Raw genomic sequence first — 25,955 nt, 5'->3', positions numbered from 1 at the left:
ATGTCAGAGTTACTGGCATGGTGGCAGTGTTAACTGCCACACAATAGCTGTATGTAAAAACTATAAATAACTATAAAGGCAATAAAGCACTATCCGTGCGGACACTGCCGTATAAGAAGAAAGCACCTTATATTGGGGGAAGAATGAAAAAGCTCGTTAAATCTCTGGCAGGTATTGCTCTGGCATCCTCGCTGGCACTGAGTGTAAACGCTGCGTCCCTGAAGATTGCCTATGACTCTGATCCGGTATCTCTGGATCCGCATGAGCAGCTGTCCGGTGGCACTCTGCAGATGTCTCACCTGACCTTTGACCCAGTTGTTCGCTGGGGTAAGGATCACGGTTTTGAAGCCCGTCTGGCTGAGAAGTGGGAACGTGTTGACGACAACACCATGCGTTTCCATCTCCGCAAAGGCGTAAAGTTCCACTCAGGTAACACACTGTCCGCTAACGATGTTAAGTGGACATTTGATCGTCTGGTTTCCAGCCCTGACTTTAAAGCGGTTTTCCCGGCGGGTACCGAAATAAAAGTGGTTAATGACCAGACGTTCGATATCGTGACAAAGCAGCCATATCCTCTGATCCTGAACTCTGCAACCTACATCTTTCCGATGGACAGCAAGTTCTACAGTGGTAAAGACGACAAGGGACGTGACAAGGGGCTGCTGAAGAAGCATGGTGACAGTTTTGCTTCCCGTAATCAATCCGGTACCGGCCCTTACATCATCACCGAACGTCAGCAGGGTGTTAAGGTTCAGTTTGAACGTTTCGCCGACTACTGGGACAAGAAGTCTCCGGGTAACGTTGATGAAATCACTCTGACGCCAATCAAGGAAAACGCTACCCGTGTTGCAGCACTGCTGTCCGGTGGTGTTGATTTTATCTTCCCTGTGCCACCAAACGACCACGAACGTATCAAGCGTAACGGTGACACGGATCTGGTGACTTTGACCGGTACCCGTATCATTACGTTCCAGCTGAACCAGGAACGTGTTGAAGCCTTTAAGGACAAGCGAGTTCGTCAGGCGATTGTTCATGCCATCAACAACGAAGGCATTGTTAAGAAGATCATGAAGGGCTTCGCTACTGCTGCTGGTCAGCAGGGACCAGAAGGTTATGCGGGTTTCAGTGAAGATCTGGCACCACGCTACGACCTGAAGAAAGCCAAGCAGCTGATGAAAGAAGCCGGTTACGAAAAAGGCTTCACCATCTCCATGATGGCGCCTAACAACCGTTACATTAATGACGCCAAGATTGCTCAGGCTGTGGCCGGTATGCTGCGCAAGATCAACGTGACTGTTGACCTGAAGACCATGCCAAAAGCCCAGTACTGGCCATCCTTTGATGAACGTGCTGCGGACATCATGATGATCGGCTGGCATGCAGATACTGAAGACTCTGCAAACTTCACTGAGTACCTGACTGCCTGTGCCGATGCAGACAGTGGCTGGGGTCAGTACAATAGCGGTAACTACTGCAACACGGCTGTCGACAGTCTGGTGAAAGCAGCGGGTAAGGAAACGGATCCTGCCAAGCGTACCGAGATGCTGCAAAAGGTTGAGCGTGAGCTGTATGAAGATGCTGCTTATGTTCCTCTGCACTGGCAGAACCTGGCCTGGGGTGCCCGTAAGGGAGTGAAAGCGGAAGACGTTGTTAACGTAATGAACTTCCCTTACCTGGGTGATCTGGTTGTTAGCGAGAAATAAGAGTGAGAAATCACTCTGACGGTCACTCCTGTTATCAGTGAGTGGCTGTCATTAGGCAGGTTGCATTGCTATTCATGCATGAGGCCTGCCACTACTCTGTTCAGTCCGTGTCGTATTAGATTGCTTATAAAGCGCAGGGAATCACTGACTTCCACCATGAAGATTCAGTGCCTTGATAAAAATATATAAGCCTTGGGCGCAATAATCTTCAAAGACCCGTTTTGAACTCAGACTGTTCAAAAGGCAGCCAAGTCAAATAAACAGCCATGAGCGAAGTTTTTTATCACCTTCAGTGATGATAAAAAAATCATGGTAATAAAAGCGGATAGAAGTCTATTCAAGGTTGAATACCGCAGGATTAATTTATGTTGTTATTTTTATTCAGACGACTGATGCAGGGTTTAGTGGTGATGTTTGTCATCAGCCTGATCAGTTTTTCCATACAGGACAATCTGGGTGACCCTCTGCGTGAGATGGTTGGCCAGGCAGTTTCTGAAGCCGAACGTCAACAGCTTCGTGATGAGCTGGGATTGAATGATTCTTTTCTGACTCAGTATGGCCGCTTTATTACCAAGGCTATGCAAGGTGACCTGGGGACCTCCTACTTTTTCAAGGAGCCTGCTCTGGATGTTATTCTTGGTAAGATGCCGGCGACACTGGAACTGGTGTTTGCCGCAACCCTTATTATTATCTTCACCTCCATTCCCGCAGGCGTTTATTGCGCGATAAAACCGAACACCCTGCTGACCAAAGCCATACTCGGTATCAGTATTCTGGGTATTTCTGTGCCAGTGTTCCTGACCGCTATCTTCAGTATTTATCTGTTTTCTATTGAACTAGGCTGGTTGCCATCCTATGGACGAGGTGATGAATTAGTGCCTCTGTTAGGAGGGTGGGAAACCGGTTTCCTGACCGCAGATGGTTTGAAACACCTGATACTTCCAGCAGTATCTCTGGCCAGTATTATGTTGCCGTTGTTTATTCGCCTGATTCGTTCCGAGATGGTGGAAACGCTGTCTACCGAGTATGTAAAGTTTGCCAAAGCCAAGGGCCTGAAGAAGGCGCGTGTTTACTTCCTCCACGCTCTGAAAAACACCATGCTGCCGGTTATTACCGTAGGTGGTGTGCAGATCGGTACCATGGTCGCTTATACCATTCTGACAGAAACCGTATTCCAATGGCCGGGCATGGGCTTCCTGTTCCTGGAAGCAGTCAACCGTGTTGATACGCCTTTGATTGTTGCTTATCTGATTGTTGTTGGTGGTGTTTTTGTTGTTGTGAATACTCTGGTAGACCTGATTTACGGTCTGATTAACCCAACCGTGAAACTGGCCGGAGGTAATGCCTGATGACTGACTCAATTGTTATTGACGCCAATATCAACGCCAATGTTGAGGCGGCACCTTCCCGCTGGCAGCGCATTCGACAGTCTAATATCTGGTACAACTTTACCCGCGACAAAGTAGCCATGGTTTCCGCAGCTATCTTTGCTGTGCTGTTCCTGGCGGCGATGCTGGCACCTTTGATTGCTCCGACAAATCCATACGACCTGTCCAATGTCGATATCATGGATTCGGAAATTGCTCCTTCGTGGAGTGAAGAGGGAGAAGAGCGTTTCCTTCTGGGCACCGATGCTCAGGGCCGGGATATGTTCAGCACCATTCTTTATGGTGCCCGCATTTCTATTGCCATTGGCTTCCTGGCCGTCATGCTGCAGGCGTTTATCGGGATAGTGATTGGTTTGATTGCCGGTTATCGTGGTGGTCGTGTGGATAACTTCCTGATGCGAGTGGCGGATGTTCAGCTGTCGTTCTCGACTATGATGGTGGCGATCGTTGTGCTGGCTGTGTTTCAGGCGTCCTTTGGTACCGAGCTCTACAGTCAGTTGGCGATGTGGATGCTGATACTGGTGATTGGTATTGCCGAGTGGCCACAGTATGCCCGTACGATTCGTGCTTCGGTTCTGGCAGAGAAGAAGAAAGAGTATGTGGAGGCGGCTCGTGTGATGGGTTTTGGTCCTGGGCGTATTATGTTCCGCCATATTCTGCCTAACTGCCTGTCACCGATTCTGGTTATCTCTACGGTACAGATTGCCAACGCCATTATCAGTGAAGCGGCTCTGTCGTTCCTTGGTCTGGGTATGCCGGTTTCAGAACCTTCTCTGGGCTCTCTGATCTCCAGTGGTTTTGAATATATCTTCTCTGGCAGCTGGTGGATTACGGTTATTCCGGGCGCTGTGCTGGTAGCACTGGTTCTGGTGATTAACCTGCTGGGTGACTGGTTGCGGGATGTGCTGAATCCCAAGATTTATAAAGGCTGATAGACTTTAATCGATACTCAGTTAATTGGAAATAAGGCCGGTCTTTCTTTATGGGAGCCGGCCTTTTTTGTGCATGACGGTTGGTGTCTGTGGATACAGACAAGGAAACACCGACACGCTGTGAACTCATCCGTGGGCGCTCAACTCCGATCCCCCTGCCGGAGGATGGTCGGCTTATTCCTTATCTGTATCCAGTTCTGTGGTGTTCGTTGAGGTCGCTTAGACAGTTTAGGGTGTTAGTACTCTTTTGTTCTTTAGCTGACTGAGTATCAGAATGGTGAAGAGTAAAGCCATCGTCGGGTTAACCCAGCTGCTGCTGTCGGGTACCAGTGCTCTGGAAATATCCAGCGCAAAGAGAACGCCTGCTGCGATCAGGCCAGTCTGCCAGGCCAGTTTTTTATCCTGCCAGTGATGAATAGCGGCGGTGAACCAGAAACCAATCATGGTGCCCAGGAGAATATAATCGGTGTTCACGCTTCTTGGGTTGAACATAAGGTGATAACAAACAGCCAGACTCAGTAAATAGAGCAAACCATTCTTGGTTCCATGTCGTATTACGGCATAGGCACAGGCGATCCAGGTCAATACAGCCAACAGTAATTTCGCTACCGTCTGATGAAATTCGGGAACGGTGTAGCCGGTCAGCTGTATTGAGATATTAAACAGGCTGGCCCATTTGGGTGTGAACATACCTCTGTCCATGGCTGAGTCTGCCATTTCGACAAAGTTATGGTACTGCGCCATGCCGTAGTCCAGCCCACCAAACAGTATGGGCAGTGCCAGAAATCCCAGCAGAAGTGGAGGTACCCTGAACCATAAGGGTTTGAATAGCGACGTAACCAGCAGGAAGAAAACCGCAAAGGTTGGCTTCAGGCTCATGGTCAGAGCCAGCAGAAGCGCAGCTGAAGTCCATTTACGTTCAATGATCTGACAGGCAATCAGCAACATCACGGCAATCAGAAATACATTCATCTGACCGTTTCGAAAACCTGAGAATGCAATAGGGACTGCAACAAGGCTGTAGACACCAAGCCAGTTCAACAGGCTGCGCTGGCTGTGACCGTAATAATGTTTGATCAGGCGAACGCTGCCCCAGAGATAAAGTCCGATCACCAGCAGTCGCCATAGCAAGTCCGCAGCAAGAGGTGATAGATAAGTGAAAGGTACGAACAGAAGTGCAAAGGTAGGGGTGTAAATAAAGCCGCCAGGGCCTGAATAGAGTTTGACACTATCCAGCCAGCGGTCAGCACCTAAAAGGTAGCTGTCCACAACGGTATGGTCGCCTGGTTCAAGAATGGCTTTTATAAAGACCAGTGTAAGAGCCAGTCCCCAAAGGAAAAGTCCGAACATTGCTGCCGGGTGCAGGCGATCTGGTGCTGATGCATTTGAGTTAGAAAAGGGTCTTGTCAGTAATGATTTCATTCCAGCAACCTTTGCTGTGTTCGACTGTGATCTTATTGGTATTCGACAGCCTCGAAAAACTATAGAGGGCATGCTTATAAAGTAACTAGCTACCAAGAAAATGCCAATTATCATCATTAGCGGAGAGAGAAGCTTTACCCGCTCAAAGGTTTTGTAGGTGTTCTGGCGAATCCGGCAGGGGTATTTAACTAATTAGTTAAGCTGTTATTCAATTTTGGCAGTGGTAAAATCGTACCAAGTCAGGTGTATCAGTGAAGATGTAGGCTATGTCCAGAATTGCCATGCTGTTTGCGTCCAGAGAAGGGCAAACAAGAAAGATTATCGAGAAAATACAGCCCCTATTGACCAAAGCAGGTCACCAGGTGGATTTGATTCAGATAAAGCCTGAGCCGAGAGAGATTAACCTTAAACAATACGATGCCTTCTTCCTGGGGTGTTCTATTCGGTATGGCAAACACCATCGTTGGTTTTGTGATTTTGTGGAAGCTAATGCGGATATTCTGAATAAGCGCTTATGCTTTTTCTTTTCTGTGAATATGACGGCTCGTAAACCCAATCGTTGTGAGCCTTATATGAACCCATATTTGGTAAAATATCTTGAAAATAGCTGCCTGACGCCAGATAAAGTGGCTGTTTTTGGCGGTGCGCTGAAGTACTCACAATACAATTTCCTTGAAACTCAGCTGATTAGAATGATTATGAAGCTGAATAAAGGGCCTACCAGTACCGAGAGTGATATTGAATTTACAGATTGGGTAAAGGTCATTAATTTCGCGGAAGATTTCAAACTAGCGCTTGGAAAGGTAGAGCCGGAAACGGAAGTTGCCTGAACATAAAATTTATGACGCTCTATCAAGCTATTTTTGATAGAGCTACTTTTGAAAGAGCTATCTTCGATAGAGCATCAACAGTAATGTCACTCCGTAGATGACTGGCATAAAAAGAGCGAGTGCAAGAATAAGAAAATCCATTTCCATAATTATCTGCTTTCAAGGTAGTCTGAATATCAAACTACCAGAAGTCATTCTATTGAATCAAATCAGGCTATTAGGCTCGTGCTTTGATTTTCTTCTTTTGCCAGCACTCGGTAAGGTTGATACCTATTTTATCCAGTAACTGACCCACTGCGTTCAACACCTTATAGCGGGATAGAGCCAGCTGGTGTTTATTGGTAATGTAAGCTCGTTGTGCCTGAAAGCTTTCATTCTCACTGTCGAGTAAATCAAGCAGAGAGCGACGGCCAAGATTGAATTGTTGCTGATAAAGAGCAACCGTTTTACCACTGGCGTCCATGTGTTCTTTCAGAAAAGGTGCTTCTTCAGAGTGAGAACGCATTGCTGACCAGTTCAGCTTCAGGTTTTCAGCAACAAAATTTTTGCTGTCACAGGTTCTGGCTCTGCTCTCTTCCTGTTGGTAGGCAGCCTGTTGTTGCCTGGCACTGTCAGCGCCACCACGGAAAAGGTTATAGGTCATACTGATAACCGCGGTGCTGTCATCATATTTACCGGGAATACCCTGGATATCACGATCCCAGTGTTTTGAAAGTGTGAAGTCTATTTTAGGTAGAAACTCACTTTTACTTTGCTTGTAGCTAAAGGTGCTGGCCTGATATTCCTGCTCTGTGGCATGTATTACAGGGTGCTCCAGCATCGCTGTATCCATTGCTTTACTGAGAGTATCCGGCAGAAATAGATCGTCTACCGCAGGAAATTCGAGGTTGTCTGGTGTTTGATCGACAAGCCTGAAAAAGCGGGTTTTCGCATTTCTCAGGTTACTGTCAGCATTCACTAGATTGGCTCTGGCGCGCGCTACCCGGCCTCGAGCCTGCAGTAAATCTGACTGGTTAGTAAAGCCTTTCTCGGTGCGCTGTGAAACCAGATGGAAGATTTTTTCATGCATATTCAGGTTTCTGGTCGCCAGCTTTTGCTGCTGGGTTGCATCAAGTACAAGTAGATAGACTTCTGCTACTTCCAGTGCGATGTTTTCAGCTTTATCTCTGAGTTGTTCCCTGACAGAATCTCTTTGTGCGAGGCTTTTTTTGACCCCATTTGTGGTGGCCATACCATTGAAAAGGTTCTGCTTAAGGGTCAGAGAGTTCTCTCTGATGCTTTGCTCATGATCATTTGAAACAAGTGTGCTATTGCGTGTTGCAGGCGTATCCAGTCGTTGATAACCAGCGGCCACTCTCAAGTCAAGATTGGGCAAATATTCACTTTTAACAATATCAACACTTTCACTGCTGGCTTGATAGCGGTGCATATCAGCCTGCAACTGCGGGTGACTATCAAGTGTTTTATTGATAGCGGTTGAAAGGTTGATAGCGCATGTATTGGCTGATTGAGCCAGGCAATAAATTGAGAGTATTGCCGTTACTGAATGCTTAATAATCATGATGCCAGATCTTTACCTGATGAATCCGGAGTGTGATCCTCTGTTGTATTTCTTTCCCTGTACTGGTTATTCAAACTAGCACAAGTCGATTAAAATGCAGGCGATTATTAATGCTGTGGACTTAGAAAAAATTGAAGAATCTATTGATTGCATGAATATGAATGTGAATAATCCAATAATTGAATGAATAAAAAATAAACTTGTTTATTCTTCGTATCGAGTTTTAAAGAAGGTAATAGGTGAGCCCTGTTGGTATATAAATATAACCTCGGAAATAAAGCATTTTTTTTATTTGTCAGCCTTCTGTTGATATTTTCTCTGCAGCTGCAAGCAAAAACTCTCCAGTCGCGCTTGATTCAGGGTGGGTTTCATATCGGTAAGGTTCAACCCCATGAAGACATTATCTATAAGGGGCAGTCTGTCAGAGTTGATGAAACGGGGCGTTTTATTATCGGTTTTGGACGGGATGCGTCCTTAAAACAGAGTTATATCGTCAGGTCAGGCTTGGGTCAGCAGAGACAGGTAGATCTCAAACTGGAAAAAAGGGACTACAAAGTTCAGCGTATAAAAGGGGTGGCCAGGAAATATGTGACGCCACCAGAGAGAGTACTCAAACGAATTCGTAATGATAATCGTCAGGTAAAAGAAGCCAGGAAATATGATACTGAATATGGATTCTTCTTTAAGGGCTTTTTACGCCCAGCAGAAGGGCCTGTTAGTGGCGTTTATGGCAGTCAGCGTTATTTCAACGGTAAGCCGAGAAGGCCGCATTTTGGACTGGATATAGCGGGTCCGGTTGGGGCGGGAATTCTGGCACCAGCGGCAGGTGTCGTTCGGCTCGCTGAGTCTGATATGTATTATTCCGGTGGAACATTGATCATTGATCACGGTGCTGGTATCTCCAGTAGTTTTCTACACCTCAGTAAATTGAACGTTAAAGCAGGTCAAAAAGTGAAACGCGGAGAAGTTGTTGCCGAAATGGGCGCAACAGGTCGTGTCACCGGGCCGCATTTAGACTGGCGAATTAACTGGTTTGATGTTCGAATGGATCCCGCGCTGATGTTAATAGAATGAATCCAGTCAGCTGTTTTTTCGTATAGAAAGATAATTTGCCGTTAAGTACCCGGACATATGAATTTATAAGCTATATCCCCGGCTGTGGCGGTGATATAGCAATTTAATATTCGATTAAGTGTGTCTACACACTTAAGACGAACGTTTTTTGATTCTGTAGAGGAGGAGTAACAGATTATGAGTGGTATTGATAAAGATCAGTTGCCAACGGGAGAGCAGGCAATTAAAGGGAAGCCTGAAGGTGTTGCCATACCTGAAAGCCATTTTGTGAACGGTCACTCGTTGACAGAAATTCCTGAACAGTTCTCTGTTATCTATCTGGGAATGGGGTGTTTCTGGGGAGCTGAACGACTGTTCTGGCAGAAGGACGGCATCTGGACGACGGCTGTTGGTTACATGGGCGGTTCCACTGTGAACGCAACATATGAAGAGGTGTGCAGTGGCGCAACAGGTCATGCCGAAGTGGTGATGGTGGCCTATGACCCATCTGTTATCAGTTTGGATGCGTTACTTAAGTTATTTTGGGAATCACATGATCCGACGCAAGGAATGCGTCAGGGGAATGATCGCGGTACTCAGTATCGCTCTGCTATCTATATGACAGAAGAAGAGCAGGCTGAAAAAGTGCAGTCCTCAAAGGGTGACTATCAGCAGGCGTTGATTAAAGAGGGCAGAGGGAATATAACGACCGAAGTTCAGACGGCCTCCGACTTCTATTATGCTGAAGCCTATCATCAACAGTATCTTGCTAAAAACCCTGAAGGATATTGTGGTCTGGGTGGGACAGGTGTTTGCCTACCTCCTTCTCTTAATCAGTGAATCTGCTGGTTAAATGCTGGCTCAGACGGATAACCTCTGTCTGAGTTTCTTCATTTTGTATGAAATCATTTCTTCGGGTAACACCGCTTTATTTTATTAGCGGATACTTATAAGCTTCGTTGAACGTACTAATACCAAGAATAAACGCTGGAAAGGGGACTTCGATGAAAGCTGTGCGTTGGTTGTTGTTACTTTCGACCTTTACTGTGCTGAATGTTCAGGCGGCCTGGATACTCGATAATGAACGTTCAAAGTTTTATTTTACCTTCACAAAGAACACTCACCTTGCTACAACGGCAACCTTTGAGCAGCTAAAAGGCAGTATCTCCGATAAGGGAACTGCAATGCTCTATATTGATCTGGCCAGCCTCGAGAGTGGTATTGTTAAACGTGATAACCGCCTGAGAGAGTTGTTCTTTCGAGTAGCTGATTTCCCTATGGCTGAAGTGAGTGTTCGGCTCAGTAAGCGCATAGAAAAGAAAATTATTACGGGTGAAACGGTCTTAATAAAGTCATCTGCCAAAGTAAAGCTTAATGGTAAGCAGGTAAGAATGAGACCAGAGTTGTCCGTTTATCAGCATGAAAATGGTGATATTGAAGTATCCAGTATTCAACCGGTCTTATTAAATGCTACGACATTTGATTATGATGATCAGGTGCAGGCGATGGTCGATCTGGCTGGTGTCAATAATATTTCAAAAACAGTGATGATTAACTTCAGGCTTTATTATCAGCAAGGGCAGGAGAAGCCTGAAATTGTTGAAGAAGTGTCAGAAGAGTCCTGAACTACCGACTCAGGACCGTTCAGTAGAAGGTTGAACGGTCCACAGGCAAACGCATATTTCCGTGTTATTGTTCAAATTCTATTTCTGGACATATCTCTAACGAGAAACCTTACCGGGTTCATTGCATCCATTATGTTTGCAGCAACGGGTGATGCTTCGCCACTAATCATTGAGGCTAATAATTCTCCCGATAGAGGTCCTGTTATCATTCCTCTGGATCCGTGGCCGGCATTAATATAGAGCCCCTTGAGGTAGCTGGGTTGCTGATCGAACTTGTGGCGGGAATTTTTCCTTAACATGGCAAAATCATTCATAAACGTCTGTCGATCAATAACGGGTCCAACGACAGGTAAATAGTCTGGTGTCGTACAACGAAAGCCTGCTTTGCCGCCTGTAATTGTAGCCTTCATACCGCCTGCTGCATTCATGAAGTGTGAATGCCACTGCTGTTGCATTTCGAGATTCTGTAGATGCTCTGACTCATTAACGGCTTCTGATTGACTGTTGAAGTCAAACGTTGCTCCCAGTGTATGGCGGTTGTTTTCTGCCGGTGCCACATAACCTTCACCGCAAACGGTGGTTTTCAGCTTTTTACTAGCGTCGGTCGCTTCGATCTCGGTAATCTGTCCTCTGATATCTTTTAGTGGTAGATGGGACAGTTGCTCAAGATGCTTGCTGGCCGTTGCACAGGCAACAATGGCGATATTCGCTCTAAATTGGATTATTTCATTACTGGCTGAGTTCAGTGCCGTAATATTCCAGCTGTCACCTTCCTGTTTCAGTGACTCAACTTTGATATTGCTTTGTACCGATATATTGGGATGGTCAGCCAGCGTCCTGCAAAGCTCAGCGGGTTTAACCCAGCCAGCGGCCGGAAAATAAAGGCCACTATGTTCTACGGGAATACCCGAAATTCTAGATAGCTGGTCTTTGTCGTAAAAGCTAAGTAGATCTTTAGGGAAGGCAGCGGCAAGCTCTTTATAACGCTTCTCAATCTTTGCACTGATAGCCATTTGAATAACCCCTGACGGTTGCCAGAGATTCTGTTTTTCTGTTGAAAGTTGTTTCAGCAGATTAATTGAATAGCAGTACCCTTGTGCAATATATTGGCTGAGAGCCGTTTGATTGGCTGACAGTTTTGCATAGAGAATACCTTGGGAATTTCCCGAGGCCGCCATAGCGAGTTGTTGACGCTGTTCTAAAAGAGTGACTTTCCAGCCACGTTCTGCCAGTGCATGGGCAGTGCTGGTTCCAGCAATACCACCGCCAATCACAATTGCTGTTTTATTTTCAGAAGCAGGTTGGGCTGGTGGTTGAAACCACACAGGTCGATAAATGCTCTCGGCAGATTCTTTTACCAGACAGCCATGCATTATTTCCCTTTTAAGGCCAAAGTCGCTGGCTTTTTCAATATTGAAATTGGCAGCGATCAAACCCTCTTTCACGGTTCTGGCAGAAGTAAAGGTTGCATAGGTTGTGTGCAAATGGCTCTTGCTGGCCATGGCCTGAAACAGTTCCGGTTGCCACATTTCGGGATTTTTAGCGGGCGTAAAACCGTCCAGAAACCAGGCGTCAACTTTACCTTCCAGTTGTGGCAGTGTGTCCAGAACATCACCCAATAATAGCGTCAGCTTTATTCGGCCATCTGAAAAACTCAGGTGCTGGTGGCCCGTTGTTGCAGAAACATAGGATGAGGTTAACTGTTGAGTCAGTTCTTTCAGACTGGTCATTTTCTCCAGTGATCGTTGCCAGTCCTCTGGAGAAAGAGGGTGCTTTTCGGCAGAGATAAAATGAAGTCTGGCAGTTTCAGGTGCCTGAGCAATAAAGTGTTGCCAGCAACAAAGAAAATTCAGGCCTGTACCAAAACCTGTTTCACCTATAGTGAATAATTCGTAGCCTGCCAGTGAAGAAAAACGTTCAGTCAGCTTATTGTGCTTAATAAAGGTGTGATGAGCATCTTCCAGACCTGAGACTGTGTTGAAGTAAATGTCATCAAATGTTTTTGATGTGGGGTGGTTGTCGTTTTTCCAGTCCAGCTGTGCATGCTCAAGGCGACTTGAATGTTTATTGCTGCTGTTCTTGTTATTGTCGTTGCTCATGCGGCTTCCTGAATAATCTCTGAAATACCCTGAATACAGGTTTCCCGTTTCACCTGTTCAAACAGCTCCTGAGCCTGTACCGAGCTTTTGCTCATCATACTGAGCCACTGTTTCAGGCGGCCATCCAGATAGCGTCTTGGGTTGTTGATAAAGTAAGGGTGCACCTGTTCAGGATCATCGGGAGTCTGGGTAACTTTCTCGGTAAAGCGCTTGATCAGTTCCAGTGATCGCTGCCACTGTGCCTCAGGGCAGTCTTCCGCACTACTGTTGGCAATGGCTACCGGCAAATCTGGGTTTCTGAGAACACCTCGGCCTACCATAATGTCGCTGCAGCCAGACATCTCTCGACACTTTTTGGCATCTTCTGCAGAGAAAATATCACCGTTAGCAATCAACGGGATATTAATGGCTTCACGAATAGCCACCAGTTCCTGCCAATGTGCGGGTGGTTTGTAACCCTGCAGCTTGGTTCGGGCATGAACGGTCAATGATGATGCACCGGCCTGTTCGATGGCTTTAGCATTAATAACCGCTGGTTCACTGTCCAGATAGCCCAGGCGCATTTTTGCTGTGACGGGAATATCATCAGGTACGGCTTCCCTCACGGCTGAAACAATGTCGTAAAGCAGTTCGGTGTCCTGCAATAAAACGGCACCGCCCTTATGTCTGTTAACGGTTTTAGCCGGGCAGCCAAAATTCAGGTCAATGCCTAAAGCGCCGAGTTTTGCTGCCTTGGCCGCATTGAATGCGAGCAGTTCCGGGTTATTTCCCAGTAATTGAATATGAACCGGAGTTCCACTCTTTGTGCGGCAGCCATGCTTCAGTTCAGGGCAGAGCCGGTGAAAAGTGAGAGTCGGCAGGCGTGTTTCGGTGATGCGAATAAATTCAGTGACACACAAGTCGATGCCGCCAGCTTCAGTCAGCAGCTCTCTCAACAGGTAATCAACAACTCCTTCCATAGGAGCCAGGGTAATGGTGCTCATTCAGTCAGTATCTGGCGTCGGGCGAACCGACAAATGTATCAGATAACAATGAAGCGGCAAGTCGTATTACTGTCAAGAACCAAATGAATCAGGAATGCCTCTGTCAGAAGCGGTATTGTCCGTTCCTGACAGAGGCATTCGTTGATTGTTGATCTGTAGCAGCATTATACCTACCCATGTTGTGGATAATGCGAATGTAGGGATGATGATTGTTGGTAAATGTTAGAGTTTGTTCGGAGATTGCTTATTTGTCCCTGACAGGGTAAATTTGCCGCTGCGATATATCAGGGAAAGTTGTGTCGATCTGGACATGGCTCCACTGGCTGATTATAAGAGCGCCGTATAAGAGGCTGCCAGCAGCCCGGAGTCGTTTACGTTACTTAGGGTAATAATAGAAGAATTACAAAGGATCTAGCTGATTATGTCCCCGTCTGAGTTATTGTCAGAAGGCTGGAGCCTGATGGCTTTTGGAATGGGTTTTGTGTTCCTGTTCCTGTCTCTGCTGGTATTTGCTACCAGCCAGATGTCCCGCTTTATTGGTCACTTCTTTCCGGAACCCGAACCGGTAAGAGTTGCATCAGGCAGCCGCTCCAGAGCTACTACCGCAAAAAATAATGACCATGAGCTGGTCGCAGCCATTAGTGCTGCCATCAAGATGCACCGCTCTAAAAAAGAATAACGATCTAAAACTATTTTTGGCTTTACTGGGGGAAACTTGTCGATGTCTGACGTTAAACCATTGGGAATCACTGATGTGGTTCTGCGCGATGCGCACCAGTCCCTGTTCGCAACCCGTATGCGTCTGGAAGATATGCTGCCGATTGCCGAGCAGCTGGATCAAATTGGCTACTGGTCTCTGGAAACCTGGGGTGGCGCTACCTTTGACGCCTGTATCCGTTTTCTGGGTGAAGATCCATGGGAGCGACTGCGCGCCCTGAAAAAGGCCATGCCCAATACCAAACAACAAATGTTGCTGCGTGGTCAAAATTTGCTGGGCTACCGCCATTATGCGGACGATGTCGTAGATAAGTTTGTTGAGCGTGCTGTTGCCAACGGTATGGATGTGTTTCGTGTCTTTGACGCGATGAACGACCCGCGTAACCTGAAGCAGGCTATGGCGGCAGTTAAGCGTGAAGGTGCTCATGCCCAGGGTACTATTTCTTACACCAAGAGCCCTGTGCACACACTGGACAGCTGGGTTGATCTGGCCAAACAGGTAGAAGACCTGGGTGCAGACTCTCTCTGCATCAAGGATATGTCCGGTATTATCACACCGTCTGACGTCTATGAGCTGGTATCCCGTCTGAAGAATGAAACCGACTTCGAGATTCAATTGCATTGTCACGCAACCTCGGGTCTGTCTTCCATGTCTCTGCTGAAGGCTATTGAAGCGGGTATTGACCGTGTTGATACCGCTATCTCTTCCATGTCCATGACCTACGGCCATTCACCGACTGAAGCCATTGTTGCGGCTCTGGCGGGTACCGGTCGTGATACGGGGCTGGATCTGAACAAGCTGGAAGAAGTCGCGACTTACTTCCGCGAAGTGCGTAAGAAGTATGCCAAGTTTGAAGGTGCGCTGCGCGGTGTTGACGCCCGTATCCTGACGGCACAAGTACCTGGTGGCATGCTGACCAATATGGAAAGCCAGCTGAAAGAGCAAGGCGCCAGCGATAAGTTTGACGAAGTACTGCAGGAAATTCCACGGGTTCGTGAAGATCTTGGTTTTATTCCTCTGGTAACGCCAACGTCTCAGATTGTTGGTACTCAGGCGGTTCTGAACGTACTGACCGGAGAGCGTTACAAGAGTATTTCCAAGGAAACCCAGGGCATTCTCCGTGGTGAATATGGTGCAGCACCTTCCGAGTTCAACAAAGAATTGCAGGAGCGTGTACTGGCCGGTGATGAAGCGGTTACCTGTCGTCCAGCTGATTTGCTTGAAGCTGAAATGGACAAACTGTCTGGCGAGCTGAAAGACATTGCTGCAGAAAAGAACATTTCTCTGGCGACTGATGTCGTAGACGATGTACTGACCTACGCGCTGTTTCCACAGGTTGGTCTCAAGTTCCTCGAAAATCGTGGTAACCCGGATGCCTTTGAGCCAGCTCCAGGTAATGAGCCTGAAGTGAAACCTGCTGCTAAATCCGCTGCATCTGATAGCGGTGTTTACACGGTTAAGGTTAACGGTAATCAATATGTGGTTGAGGTAAACGAAGGTGGTGATGTAACCAACCTGAGTCAGCCGGTTGCTGTTGCTGGCAGTGCTCCTGTTGCTGCACCGGTAGTGGGTGATGGTGAGCCTCTGCCTGCGCCGTTGGCGGGTAACATCTGGAAAGTACACGTTAACCCTGGTCAGGACGTTCAGGAAGGTGACGTGCTGCTGATTCTTGAAGCTATGAAGATGGAAACTGAAGTTCGTGCGCCAAAAGGCGGCAAGGTTTCTTCTGTCGATGTACGTGAAGGTGACAGTGTTGCAGTTGGCGACGTCCTGTTAGCCATAGCCTGAGTGAAGGAGCAGTAAATGGATAAGCTTCTTAATCTCTGGCACGGTTCCGGGATTTACAACATGACCGGTGGCCAGCTGGTCATGATTCTGGTCTGCTTTGGCTTGCTGTACCTGGCTATTCGCAAGAATTTTGAACCATTGCTGCTGGTACCGATTGGTTTCGGCGGCATTATGGCCAACATTCCTGAGGCAGGTCTGGCCTATACCGCGCTTGAAATAGCCGTGCATCAGGCGCGCCCTGAAGTGATGCAGGCCATCAATGATGTGCTTGGTACCAGTGCTCTTGCGGGTAACGAACTGTTGAAAGCCTATACGGCTGCAGGCAGTGTCGCTCATGCTACGGTCGGTCATATTGTCGCTGATGCCGGTTACAGTAACGGTGTCTTGTACCAGTTCTACTCGGTAGCGATTGGCAGTGGTGTTGCACCTCTGTTGATCTTTATGGGGGTAGGTGCCATGACCGACTTTGGTCCGTTGCTGGCTAACCCTAAAACGCTGTTTCTGGGAGCAGCTGCTCAGTTTGGTATCTTTGCCACGGTATTGGGTGCGTTACTGCTGAACATGACCGGTCTGATGAGTTTCAGTCTCGCTGATGCCGCTGCTATCGGTATCATCGGTGGTGCTGACGGTCCAACGGCTATCTATGTATCCAGTGTTCTGGCACCACACCTGCTGGGTGCGATTGCTGTAGCGGCCTACTCCTATATGGCGCTGGTGCCACTGATTCAGCCACCGATTATGCGTGCATTGACTACTGAGGCTGAGCGCCAGATCGTTATGACTCAGCTGCGCGCTGTATCTAAAGTAGAGAAAATCGTTTTCCCGATGGTTCTGCTGATTCTGGTTGCTTTGCTGCTACCAGACGCTGCGCCTCTGCTGGGTATGTTCTGCTTCGGTAACCTGATGCGTGAGTGTGGTGTGGTTGAACGTCTATCTGATACCGCTCAGAACGCTCTGATCAACATTGTTACTATCTTCCTGGGCCTCTCTGTGGGTTCCAAGCTGGTGGCAGATAAATTCCTGGCTGCAGAAACGCTGGGTATTCTGACTCTGGGTGTGGTGGCATTTGGTATTGGTACGGCTTGTGGCATTCTGATGGCGAAGCTGATGAATCGCTTCAGTACCAACAAGGTTAACCCTTTGATTGGTTCTGCCGGTGTCTCTGCAGTGCCAATGGCAGCGCGTGTATCCAACAAGCTGGGTCTGGAGGCCAATCCTCAGAACTTCCTGTTGATGCATGCCATGGGGCCAAACGTAGCTGGTGTTATCGGTTCTGCGGTAGCAGCGGGTGTGATGATCAAATACCTTGGCGGCTGATTGAATCACTGCTATTTTCTGCATAAGTCTCTATGAGATAAACGAGGGTGGATTTCCACCCTCGGCTCTTCCTTCTAAAACCACTCCAATACTACCCATTCATTGACCTGACTCACGCTTCAGTAATTGACAGACATATGTCTGAAGGTTAGTTTTCATGCTGTCTGAAACCAACGCAACTGGGCTTTTCCGTATGGAATATAAAACACATGTCGTACCCGTGAAGAAAAATATCGCGCTGGTAGCACACGATAAGAAAAAAGGGGAACTGGTGGAGTGGTCACTTCGCCATAAAGAGGAGCTGGCAGGTCATAACCTGTTTGCTACCGGTACTACCGGTAGCCTGCTGGAAAAAGAGCTGGAAATGCCGCTGACCAAGTTTATCAGTGGTCCTTTGGGGGGCGATCAGCAGATCGGTGCGCTGATTTCTGAAAATAAGCTCGACCTTCTGGTGTTCTTCTGGGATCCGTTTGAATCTCAACCACACGATCCGGACGTAAAAGCACTGCTGAGAATTGCTGCTGTCTGGAATATTCCGGTGGCCTGTAATCAGAGCTCTGCTGACTTCATGTTCTCATCGTCTTTGATGCAGCAGACTCATGAGCGCAGAATTCCGGACTACGAGAAATACCTGAAATCCCGTCCTTTCTGATTCCTGTCAATGAAAACGCCATGCTTTTTCAGGGTATGGCGTAATTTCTGTACAGTATGGATCAAGTCAGTAGAGCACTAAATCTGTAAAAACGTGTTTCTCTCGATCAAGGTCAGATCGAAGCGGCAGTGAGGCTTCGACGCTTTTTGTAAGTGACCTTTGGTTGTTTATCGCACTTTGGTTCTTCAACAACAGCCGGTTGATAGTTAACGGCTCTCTGAGTGTCATTTCTGCGAGCGGTGTAATGACTTTTCCTGCGTGTGTGGCCAGTATCTACTCTGGACGTCGGGCTTGTCAGCGCCATACCTGGCAGAAAATGTGACTGGCTGTCAAAGTCATCAGTGGGCATCGATTCCTGTTCAGGCTCAAAATCGCTTCCCTGCTCCAGCAGCTCTTCCTGATCTTGCTGATCTTCATCCTGAATATTCAGGCGCATACGATAAGGGTGGCCAAAGCCTCGTCTTCTTCGAGGCTTGTTTGATTTGGGTTCGGGTGGCTTAAGTCCAGTGAACTGCTCATAGACAGTTGCGTAAATATATTTACTCATTAGTTTCTCCAGAGGAGACTCAATCCGTAATTAATTAAATTCATTATTTAATGAAAGATATTATTAAATTAAAAATAATGCCTGAATAGGTAACAGTACTTAAATAAAAGCTATGCAACCCAATGACTTAAAGATTTAAAGTAATAGAATTTATTGGGTGGCAAGAATAGCAGTGATTGAAAAATTACGTGGTAAGGCCTTCAATAATATTTTTGAATGTAAGCAAATTGTTAATAACCATAAATAGAATGTATAGCTTCAATGCTGATAAGTTTTATCAAAGAGAGTAATAATAGTTATAAAAGAAGTCTGCCTTTTTTTGGTGCGCTTCGAGTGTTATCGATTGTTTCCGGTTGGTGGCTTCTGGTTGATGGTGTTTTGCTTGTAAGTCTTCTGACGTCTTTACAGGCGCTGGTTGTAGCCCTTTCTGAAACTGTCACACTAATAGGTATTGCTCACGATAGGCTTAACAGCAAACTTAAGATATTTTTTAATTATTCGAAGTCCACTGACAATTAAACGAGAGGGAAGGTCAGCTCAGACAGGAAGATCATTGATACAATCCATATTGTCACATCTATACTGTTTGTTTTTTGACATGGCACAAGCCGACATAAAAATTCCTTTTCTGATCGCCCGGCAAAATCATAACGCTGGCGTGTTCAGTGATAAGTACTTCAGCAGTTTTTCAAACATGAGGAGCTTCTTTAGATGAGCACTCCAGTTAATGAACTTCCTGCAGGATGGGAAGGGTTTGCACAGGGTGAATGGGTCGAAAACATCAATGTTCGCGACTTTATTCAGAAAAACTACACCCCTTATGAAGGCGGTGACGACTTCCTTGCCGATGCGACTGATGCAACTACACGTCTCTGGGCAGACGTTATGGAAGGCATCAAGGAAGAGAATCGCACTCACGCTCCTATCGATTTCGATCACGACCTGCCATCTACTATCACTTCACACGAAGCTGGTTTTATTAACCAGGATCTGGAAACCATTGTTGGTCTGCAGACAGACAAGCCCCTGAAGCGTGCGCTGATTGCTAATGGTGGTATCCGCATGGTGGAGACTTCCTGCAAGGTTTACGGTAAAGAACTGGACCCAATGGTCAATAAGATCTTTTCCGAGTATCGCAAGACTCACAATGCGGGTGTTTTTGACGTTTATACGCCATCCATTCGTGCTTGCCGTAAGTCCGGTGTTATCACCGGTCTGCCGGATGCTTACGGCCGTGGCCGTATCATTGGTGATTACCGTCGTATCGCTCTGTACGGTATCGATCGTCTGATCAAGGACAAAAAAGGCCAGCACGCTTCTCTGGATTCCGTATTTGAATCCGGTGAAAATCTGGAGCAGACCATTCAACTGCGTGAAGAGATCATGGAGCAGATCCGTGCTCTGATGCAGATGAAGGTAATGGCCGCCAAGTATGGCTGCGATATCAGCGCTCCTGCGGCTACTGCTCAGGAAGCAGTTCAGTGGACTTACTTCGGCTATCTGGCTGCAGTTAAATCCCAGAATGGTGCAGCTATGTCTCTGGGTCGTACTGCTTCATTCTTGGATGTTTACATCCAGCGTGACATTGAAGCGGGCAAGATTACTGAGTCTGGCGCCCAGGAAATGATCGACCACTTCGTAATGAAGCTGCGTATGGTCCGCTTCCTGCGTACCCCTGAGTACGATGATCTGTTCTCCGGCGACCCAATCTGGGCGACTGAGTCCATCGGTGGTATGGGCATTGACGGCCGTACGCTGGTGACCAAGAGCAGTTTCCGCTTCCTGCACACTCTGTACACTATGGGTCCTTCACCTGAGCCAAACATTACTGTGCTCTGGTCTGAAGCACTGCCGCAGGGCTTCAAGGAGTTCTGTGCCAAGGTATCCATCGACACCAGTTCCATCCAGTACGAAAATGACGATCTGATGCGTACGGATATGGACAGCGATGATTACGCGATTGCCTGCTGTGTATCACCAATGATCATTGGTAAGCAGATGCAGTTCTTCGGTGCCCGTGCCAACCTGGCCAAGACTCTGCTGTACGCCATAAACGGTGGTGTGGACGAGAAGCTGAAGCTGCAGATCGCTCCAAAAGAAGCGCCAATCACAGACGACGTTCTGGATTACGATACTGTTTATGCCCGTCTGGACAAACTGATGGACTGGCTGGCAACCCAGTACGTGACTGCCCTGAACAGCATTCACTACATGCACGACAAGTACTCTTACGAAGCGGCTCAGCTGGCTCTGCACGACCGTGACGTAATGCGTACCATGGCTTGCGGTATCGCTGGTCTGTCTGTTGCTGCTGACTCCCTGGCTGCTATCAAATACGCCAAGGTTAAGCCGGTACGTGATGAAGATGGTATTGCTACCGACTTCGAAATCGAAGGTGATTATCCGAAGTTTGGTAACAATGAAGAACGTGTTGATGCCATTGCCTGTGAGCTGGTTGAATCCTTCATGAAGAAGGTTGCTTCCAACAAAACATACCGCAATGCAACACCAACCCAGTCTATTCTGACCATCACATCTAATGTTGTGTACGGTAAGAAGACCGGTAATACTCCAGACGGTCGTCGTGCAGGTCAGCCATTTGGCCCGGGTGCAAACCCAATGCACGGTCGTGACACCAGCGGTGCTATCGCATCCCTAAGCTCTGTTGCGAAGCTGCCATTTGCTTATGCGAAAGACGGTATCTCCTACACCTTCTCCATCGTACCAAAGGCACTGGGTAAGGACGAAGACGGTCGTCGTAAGAACCTGGTAGGCCTGATGGACGGTTACTTTCATCACGAAGTTGAGCGTGAAGGTGGTCAGCACCTGAACGTCAACGTGCTGAATCGTGAAATGCTGGAAGATGCAGTGGAAAATCCGGATAAATATCCGTCCCTGACCATCCGTGTTTCCGGCTATGCAGTACGCTTCAACTCTCTGACTCAAGAGCAGCAGCGTGATGTTATTGCCCGTACCTTTACTGCCAGCATGTAAGCTGAGCGTTAAGTGCCCAGACATGCGAATTTAAGGGCTGTTTGCCCGCTGTAAGCGGGCGAACAGCAGTTTAATATTTGGTTACGTGTGTCTGTACACTTAAAAGGTAAAAAAAGAGGTCGGCATTAGCCGGCCTTTTTTATAGAAGAAAGACTATTCTTTCGAAGATATAACAGTTTCCAATCAGGTTTCCCCTATGTCCCTTGGCCGCGTTCACTCTCTTGATTCCTTTGGCACTGTTGATGGCCCCGGTATTCGCTATGTAATATTTATGCAGGGCTGCCTGATGCGCTGCCGCTACTGCCATAACCGTGATACCTGGGATTTGAAGGAAGGTGGTGAAGTAAAGAGCCACAGGGAAGTGTTTAATGAAGTAAAGAAAGTTAAAAACTTTCTCTCGGGTGGCATCACCGTCACTGGTGGCGAACCTCTACTGCAGCCCGAGTTTGTAAAAGACCTGTTTGCCGAGTGTCGTAAAGAGGGTATTCATACCTGTCTTGATACTAATGGTTTTTCCAAGCAAATTAATGATGACGTTGTTCAACTGCTTGAAGAAACCGATCTGGTAATGCTGGATATCAAACATATGGATGAGGAGATGCACAAAAAACTCACCTATGTCACTGGCAGCCATACCCAGCGCTTTGCCCGCTATCTCAATGAAATTAACAAGCCGGTATGGATTCGTTATGTGGTCGTTGATGGTTATACCATCAGGCCGGAATACGCTCGTATGCTGGCTGAGTTTATTGCACCTATGAAGAATGTTGAGAAGGTTGAAATTCTCCCGTATCACAGTCTGGGGGTACATAAGTGGGATTTGCTGAATGATACTTATGAACTGGAAAAGGTTGTGCCGCCGACTCAGGAACAGCTGCAGCAGATTCAAAAAGAGTTTACGAGATTAAATATTAATGCAGCTTATTAATAACGGAGTCGTGGAGCATACAACTTGACAGCACTGGTGATAGCTCGTTGATAGAGATCTGATGGTTAGTTCACTGCCTGTGAAGATGGGGGGATAGCCAATAGGTTTGATAACACTTTAAGATCCCTGTAGCAGTCGTACAAATGCCGGCAAACAATACCAAGGTTACTGCAACTTGTGTCGCGTATTGAGCCGCTTCAATATCGCTTAAGGATTTTTTAGTGGCGACAGGAGCGCATTGAGAACAGCCTCTGCAGGTAGCAGAGTCAGCTGAACTAGATGCAGAACTGTTAGCTGTATCACAAGCAGCAGCCATAATCGTTGGCTGGTCAAGCATAGCTAGAGAGTTATTGCTGATGTTACCAGTTTCATCAAAGCTCAGAATATAGCCTTTTATGAGAGAAGGGTTATTCAAACTGTTGTTGTACCTGTGACTAACTGCCTGGGCAATAGTGGTTCTTAAAACGTTGGTGAGAACCTGAATGTGTACCAGACAGCCGCTCAAGTCTATGCTACTGTCCGAATGGTCCCCAGGGCATTCATGGCAGCGACATTTCTCGGAGACAGTCAGCATTTTGCTGAACAGGCCTGTCGTCTGGAATGCCTTTTTTCCAGCGTTATCCAGATAATCGATAATCAGGTTTGATGGAGTGGTAGCGTCGAGCGGAGTATCGGTTATTTCTGCTCGCTCAAGGTCTTTATATAGCTCGTCAGTATCAATAATCACCATGATTTCACAACCTGTAAAATCAACTTCTGGCTGTGGAATATAATCAGTAAGACTTGTTTCAATAAGCGGGTATAAAGTATATCTGCAGAAAAGACTGGAAATTGCGAGGCTGCTGGTAAAAGCAAACCCTACGTAACTCCAGTAATCCTGTGCAAAGTGAACACTTCTCCAGAAAAAATTCCAGCCTGGTGTCAGTGATTTCCAGTGATCATTTAATTCAGGAGCTTCCTCTTCTGCCCCATACTTATTTGATATTTTCCTGAACTCTCTATCGAGTTGGCGAATGCGAATTCGCATTTGAGAATACACAGGAGAATTTCGAATAGTCAAAGGGATAATAATTTGCCCACCGCACGCGTTAGCTGCCTCGATAGCAGGGTGTATAAAAGAAAGTTGGGAGCGAACCTGTTCAAACTCTGACTCCAGAGAACGTGCTAACCCGGAATTTGTGGCACCAATATGGCCGTTTTTATGGTTGATAAACCCCACAACCTCAACTGTTGGGTGTGAGTCGGGAAGTTCATGAAGCAATATTAAATCAGTGTCAGGAATTTCGATATTTTCTGTGTGGTGATCTACAGCAATAGCAATATCGTTCTCTGCAGTTGCTTGCTCTAGTGAGTATCTTCGGCGAATTGAAGTTTTTGGTTTCACAAGGCATAAGAAATAAGTATAAGGGCTGCACTGTTTTATTTTCGAGCCTTCTACGTGGTCCCCATACTCACACTCATCCCATGCACTAATTGGTAAACTCAGGCCTGTCGCGACGAAAAAAATACTGGACAGCAATAGCAAGCAGTAAATACGCTGAGGTGTTTTTTTTATTGTGAAGACATCTGTAATAAACATTACATGCAGATTCAACAATATGGTTCAGACAATATAGCCAGTTTTTTGTCGAATGCGACTGATGTGATGAAAGGTGTCTGATTATTAGCAGACACCTTTGAATTCGTTATAGGTTTTTTACGTAGATTTTAATTGATTAGCTTTAGTGAGAGAATATCCGGTTTTCCTGCTCCTGAACCCTGATAAACGTAGTACGCTTACTCAATTCTTTCAGGGTTGCTGCACACTGTGAAAGGGTTGCTAATAATTTCTATCAGTGGTGTTGATTTATACGCCTATAGGTTGCTTTACAGAATGAGTAACAAATCATAGGTAGAATGGTACCTGTTATAAATACAACAACATTAGCTGCGATAAGTGCGGTACTTGCATAATAACTGGAGGCGGTCGTAGGCGTCAGTGGGCATGACTGGCACTGGCAGTGAGAGGGAATGCCGAACAGTTCATCGTTGGTGTTGTCAAAAGACGAAAAATTGGCAAAATTGAAAAGTCTCTCTTTCAAGACGGTGTTGCCTATATCAGGGTTAGAAATATTCGTGGCGTAGATTTCAATTTCCGAGATGTTGCCTGGTGGTAGATCCAACCTGTTATGAACATTGCCAAGAATGTTTGCGAGAAGTACGTCCAGAAGTATCAGTCCATCAACCAGGCAGCCGGCAAACTCACCTGCGGCTCGTCGGTCAATGCTGCCGCAGTATGGGCATTGGCATCGCTCGGCTGCGTCAGCAAAACGAATCAATTCACCGGTGGTTTGAAAGGTACGGGAGAAGCTTGTGTTGATAGCATTCGTAATTTCATTAACTGTACTGGCACTGGTGAGGCGACCCATGCCATTGCCGGGATCGTATATCAGGACATCCTGTCGGTACATGTCTCTAATGAGTTCGTCTGTGTTGATCAGTATGAACACCCGGCAACCGGTAAAGTTGGTTGTTGGTAACTCTTCATAAGTAGTGACGCTCAGGGCAACAGCCTCGGCGTAGGCGTTAGAAAATAGTGATAAAGCCAGTGCCCCAAGCGGTGAAAAAAAAGCCAGATGATGATAATAGCTACTCACTGTAAGCCAGGCTTTTCGGATAGCGGTAGGAATCTCGGCTTCTACATCGAAATCCGATGCTATCTTGTAAAGTTTGTCCATAAGCTCTTTAAGTTGAAACAGTCGATCCGTGTTGAGTTGAATTGCAGGTGTCATGTAAGTGATAGGAGTTCCGTCGGGTGTCAAAGTAAATATTTTGCTTGAACGGAAGCTTTCCAGAGCGTTTTTTGCCGATTTTTCTCTGATTTGAGTAGGTAAACTGCGTTCACTAATAGCTAGCTTGTTTTTAGTGAAATCGATTGCTGCAATAAGGTGGACTATATTGCCTTCTTCCTCTGGTAAACAGGAATTAGAGATTATTATGTTCGTACCTTCCGTGTCTGTAACAAGATCAGCCTCCAGCTCAACTCCAATATGTTCTGGTGTGGCTGCAGCTGTAGCTCGGTGACGAACCGATTGCTTATCCTCGTCTTTGTCTTTGTCTTTGTCTTTCTTTCTGTTGCAATGTTCAAGATAAAGAAAATATTGATACCCTGAATTTTTCTTCAGTTTTCCATCGTCATTTAAAAAAAGGCTAAGATCACACGAATAACTATATTCCCAGTCGTTTGAAGCGGAAACTAGTGGGTAAAGCAGCAGAAGGCTGATGAAGACTAATTGAGGAAAGACGCTACGATGACCTTTAAGCAACACCATATAAGTGACCAAGTGTGTAATCACAAAACAGGAGTGTAGTTGCTTATTTATCGTATGGAATGAGTCGTCATAAATAATGCTGGAAATGAGAAAGCAGCTATCAG

The 25,955-nt window shown here is 46.6% G+C and carries 20 protein-coding genes; 13 read left to right on the top strand and 7 right to left on the bottom strand.

Annotated features, from left to right (window positions below; translation table 11 throughout):
- Positions 1-143: 143 nt before the first annotated feature.
- The 3 genes from EOPP23_RS17120 (at position 144) to EOPP23_RS17110 (ending at position 4,023) form a co-directional block, all read left to right on the top strand.
- On the top strand, positions 144-1,703 hold the full coding sequence (locus tag EOPP23_RS17120; RefSeq protein WP_153767192.1) for an ABC transporter substrate-binding protein: 1,560 nt from the start codon (positions 144-146) through the stop codon (positions 1,701-1,703).
- A 365-nt stretch (positions 1,704-2,068) separates the two neighbouring features.
- Positions 2,069-3,052, top strand: coding sequence for an ABC transporter permease (locus tag EOPP23_RS17115; protein ID WP_153767191.1), 984 nt, complete (start codon positions 2,069-2,071; stop codon positions 3,050-3,052).
- Positions 3,052-4,023, top strand: a complete 972-nt coding sequence (locus EOPP23_RS17110; protein ID WP_153767190.1) for an ABC transporter permease — start codon at positions 3,052-3,054, stop codon at positions 4,021-4,023. Before EOPP23_RS17115 ends, EOPP23_RS17110 begins: the two co-directional genes overlap by 1 nt.
- Positions 4,024-4,251: 228 nt before the next feature.
- On the opposite strand, the gene EOPP23_RS17105 is transcribed toward EOPP23_RS17110, so the two are convergent.
- Positions 4,252-5,445, bottom strand: a complete 1,194-nt coding sequence (locus tag EOPP23_RS17105) for a glycosyltransferase family 87 protein (protein ID WP_194842653.1) — start codon at positions 5,443-5,445, stop codon at positions 4,252-4,254.
- Positions 5,446-5,711: 266 nt separating this feature from the next.
- Between EOPP23_RS17105 and hemG the strand changes: the two genes are divergently transcribed.
- Positions 5,712-6,275, top strand: coding sequence for a menaquinone-dependent protoporphyrinogen IX dehydrogenase (hemG, locus tag EOPP23_RS17100; RefSeq protein ID WP_153767188.1), 564 nt, complete (start codon positions 5,712-5,714; stop codon positions 6,273-6,275).
- A 217-nt stretch (positions 6,276-6,492) separates the two neighbouring features.
- Here the strand turns inward: hemG and EOPP23_RS17095 are convergent, their stop codons facing one another.
- A complete protein-coding gene (locus tag EOPP23_RS17095; RefSeq protein ID WP_153767187.1) occupies positions 6,493-7,836 on the bottom strand; it encodes a TolC family outer membrane protein in 1,344 nt (447 codons plus the stop codon).
- Between the two features lie 306 nt (positions 7,837-8,142).
- Here EOPP23_RS17095 and EOPP23_RS17090 point away from each other — a divergent pair, with 306 nt between their 5' ends.
- The 3 genes from EOPP23_RS17090 (at position 8,143) to EOPP23_RS17080 (ending at position 10,514) form a co-directional block, all read left to right on the top strand.
- Positions 8,143-8,910: a M23 family metallopeptidase gene (locus tag EOPP23_RS17090; protein WP_228550751.1), complete on the top strand. Its 768-nt coding sequence runs from the start codon at positions 8,143-8,145 to the stop codon at positions 8,908-8,910.
- 177 nt (positions 8,911-9,087) lie between these two features.
- Positions 9,088-9,729: a peptide-methionine (S)-S-oxide reductase MsrA gene (msrA, locus tag EOPP23_RS17085; protein ID WP_153767186.1), complete on the top strand. Its 642-nt coding sequence runs from the start codon at positions 9,088-9,090 to the stop codon at positions 9,727-9,729.
- Between the two features lie 164 nt (positions 9,730-9,893).
- Positions 9,894-10,514 (top strand): YceI family protein, encoded by a 621-nt coding sequence (locus EOPP23_RS17080; RefSeq protein ID WP_153767185.1) that lies wholly within the window; start codon positions 9,894-9,896, stop codon positions 10,512-10,514.
- 71 nt (positions 10,515-10,585) lie between these two features.
- On the opposite strand, the gene mnmC is transcribed toward EOPP23_RS17080, so the two are convergent.
- Both mnmC and EOPP23_RS17070 read right to left on the bottom strand, forming a co-directional pair.
- Entirely contained in the window at positions 10,586-12,613 is a 2,028-nt protein-coding gene (gene mnmC / locus EOPP23_RS17075; RefSeq protein ID WP_153767184.1) for a bifunctional tRNA (5-methylaminomethyl-2-thiouridine)(34)-methyltransferase MnmD/FAD-dependent 5-carboxymethylaminomethyl-2-thiouridine(34) oxidoreductase MnmC, read from the bottom strand.
- On the bottom strand, positions 12,610-13,596 hold the full coding sequence (locus EOPP23_RS17070; RefSeq protein WP_228550750.1) for a tRNA-dihydrouridine synthase: 987 nt from the start codon (positions 13,594-13,596) through the stop codon (positions 12,610-12,612). Before EOPP23_RS17070 ends, mnmC begins: the two co-directional genes overlap by 4 nt.
- Positions 13,597-14,017: 421 nt before the next feature.
- Here EOPP23_RS17070 and EOPP23_RS17065 point away from each other — a divergent pair, with 421 nt between their 5' ends.
- The 4 genes from EOPP23_RS17065 (at position 14,018) to EOPP23_RS17050 (ending at position 18,071) form a co-directional block, all read left to right on the top strand.
- Complete coding sequence (locus EOPP23_RS17065; RefSeq protein WP_153767183.1) at positions 14,018-14,275, top strand: OadG family protein; 258 nt, start codon at positions 14,018-14,020, stop codon at positions 14,273-14,275.
- 42 nt (positions 14,276-14,317) lie between these two features.
- Positions 14,318-16,102, top strand: coding sequence for a sodium-extruding oxaloacetate decarboxylase subunit alpha (gene oadA / locus EOPP23_RS17060; RefSeq protein WP_153767182.1), 1,785 nt, complete (start codon positions 14,318-14,320; stop codon positions 16,100-16,102).
- Between the two features lie 15 nt (positions 16,103-16,117).
- Positions 16,118-17,419: a sodium ion-translocating decarboxylase subunit beta gene (locus EOPP23_RS17055; RefSeq protein WP_153767181.1), complete on the top strand. Its 1,302-nt coding sequence runs from the start codon at positions 16,118-16,120 to the stop codon at positions 17,417-17,419.
- A 157-nt stretch (positions 17,420-17,576) separates the two neighbouring features.
- Positions 17,577-18,071 carry a methylglyoxal synthase gene (locus tag EOPP23_RS17050; RefSeq protein ID WP_370514798.1) on the top strand — a complete coding sequence of 165 codons (495 nt, stop codon included), beginning with the start codon at positions 17,577-17,579 and terminating at the stop codon, positions 18,069-18,071.
- A gap of 112 nt (positions 18,072-18,183) precedes the next feature.
- Here the strand turns inward: EOPP23_RS17050 and EOPP23_RS17045 are convergent, their stop codons facing one another.
- On the bottom strand, positions 18,184-18,618 hold the full coding sequence (locus EOPP23_RS17045; RefSeq protein ID WP_153767179.1) for a hypothetical protein: 435 nt from the start codon (positions 18,616-18,618) through the stop codon (positions 18,184-18,186).
- 711 nt (positions 18,619-19,329) lie between these two features.
- On the opposite strand from EOPP23_RS17045, the gene pflB reads away from it, so the two are divergent.
- Positions 19,330-21,612, top strand: coding sequence for a formate C-acetyltransferase (pflB, locus tag EOPP23_RS17040; RefSeq protein WP_153767178.1), 2,283 nt, complete (start codon positions 19,330-19,332; stop codon positions 21,610-21,612).
- A 196-nt stretch (positions 21,613-21,808) separates the two neighbouring features.
- The gene (gene pflA / locus EOPP23_RS17035) at positions 21,809-22,540 is read left to right on the top strand and encodes a pyruvate formate-lyase-activating protein (protein ID WP_153767177.1); all 732 of its coding nucleotides are present in this window, start codon (positions 21,809-21,811) and stop codon (positions 22,538-22,540) included.
- Between the two features lie 70 nt (positions 22,541-22,610).
- Here the strand turns inward: pflA and EOPP23_RS17030 are convergent, their stop codons facing one another.
- On the bottom strand, positions 22,611-23,924 hold the full coding sequence (locus tag EOPP23_RS17030) for a DHH family phosphoesterase (protein WP_153767176.1): 1,314 nt from the start codon (positions 23,922-23,924) through the stop codon (positions 22,611-22,613).
- A gap of 448 nt (positions 23,925-24,372) precedes the next feature.
- On the bottom strand, positions 24,373-25,851 hold the full coding sequence (locus tag EOPP23_RS17025; protein ID WP_153767175.1) for a hypothetical protein: 1,479 nt from the start codon (positions 25,849-25,851) through the stop codon (positions 24,373-24,375).
- Between the last annotated feature and the right edge of the window lie 104 nt (positions 25,852-25,955).

The organism is Endozoicomonas sp. OPT23 (genome assembly GCF_009653635.1).
Taxonomy (GTDB): domain Bacteria; phylum Pseudomonadota; class Gammaproteobacteria; order Pseudomonadales; family Endozoicomonadaceae; genus Endozoicomonas_A.
Note: the sequence above shows the minus strand (reverse complement) of the source record. Positions and strands in the feature narration are given on the sequence as shown.

Excerpts from the sequence above, each read along its gene's own strand:
- EOPP23_RS17055 (WP_153767181.1), top strand. The coding sequence starts at position 16,118 with ATGGATAAGCTTCTTAATCTCTGGCACGGTTCCGGGATTTACAACATG.
- oadA (WP_153767182.1), top strand. The coding sequence starts at position 14,318 with ATGTCTGACGTTAAACCATTGGGAATCACTGATGTGGTTCTGCGCGAT.
- EOPP23_RS17095 (WP_153767187.1), bottom strand. The coding sequence starts at position 7,836 with ATGATTATTAAGCATTCAGTAACGGCAATACTCTCAATTTATTGCCTG.
- EOPP23_RS17105 (WP_194842653.1), bottom strand. The coding sequence starts at position 5,445 with ATGAAATCATTACTGACAAGACCCTTTTCTAACTCAAATGCATCAGCA.
- EOPP23_RS17050 (WP_370514798.1), top strand. The coding sequence starts at position 17,577 with ATGCTGTCTGAAACCAACGCAACTGGGCTTTTCCGTATGGAATATAAA.
- EOPP23_RS17070 (WP_228550750.1), bottom strand. The coding sequence starts at position 13,596 with ATGAGCACCATTACCCTGGCTCCTATGGAAGGAGTTGTTGATTACCTG.
- EOPP23_RS17110 (WP_153767190.1), top strand. The coding sequence starts at position 3,052 with ATGACTGACTCAATTGTTATTGACGCCAATATCAACGCCAATGTTGAG.
- EOPP23_RS17025 (WP_153767175.1), bottom strand. The coding sequence starts at position 25,851 with ATGGTGTTGCTTAAAGGTCATCGTAGCGTCTTTCCTCAATTAGTCTTC.
- hemG (WP_153767188.1), top strand. The coding sequence starts at position 5,712 with ATGTCCAGAATTGCCATGCTGTTTGCGTCCAGAGAAGGGCAAACAAGA.
- EOPP23_RS17045 (WP_153767179.1), bottom strand. The coding sequence starts at position 18,618 with ATGAGTAAATATATTTACGCAACTGTCTATGAGCAGTTCACTGGACTT.
- pflB (WP_153767178.1), top strand. The coding sequence starts at position 19,330 with ATGAGCACTCCAGTTAATGAACTTCCTGCAGGATGGGAAGGGTTTGCA.
- EOPP23_RS17065 (WP_153767183.1), top strand. The coding sequence starts at position 14,018 with ATGTCCCCGTCTGAGTTATTGTCAGAAGGCTGGAGCCTGATGGCTTTT.
- msrA (WP_153767186.1), top strand. The coding sequence starts at position 9,088 with ATGAGTGGTATTGATAAAGATCAGTTGCCAACGGGAGAGCAGGCAATT.
- EOPP23_RS17115 (WP_153767191.1), top strand. The coding sequence starts at position 2,069 with ATGTTGTTATTTTTATTCAGACGACTGATGCAGGGTTTAGTGGTGATG.
- EOPP23_RS17080 (WP_153767185.1), top strand. The coding sequence starts at position 9,894 with ATGAAAGCTGTGCGTTGGTTGTTGTTACTTTCGACCTTTACTGTGCTG.
- mnmC (WP_153767184.1), bottom strand. The coding sequence starts at position 12,613 with ATGAGCAACGACAATAACAAGAACAGCAGCAATAAACATTCAAGTCGC.
- EOPP23_RS17120 (WP_153767192.1), top strand. The coding sequence starts at position 144 with ATGAAAAAGCTCGTTAAATCTCTGGCAGGTATTGCTCTGGCATCCTCG.
- pflA (WP_153767177.1), top strand. The coding sequence starts at position 21,809 with ATGTCCCTTGGCCGCGTTCACTCTCTTGATTCCTTTGGCACTGTTGAT.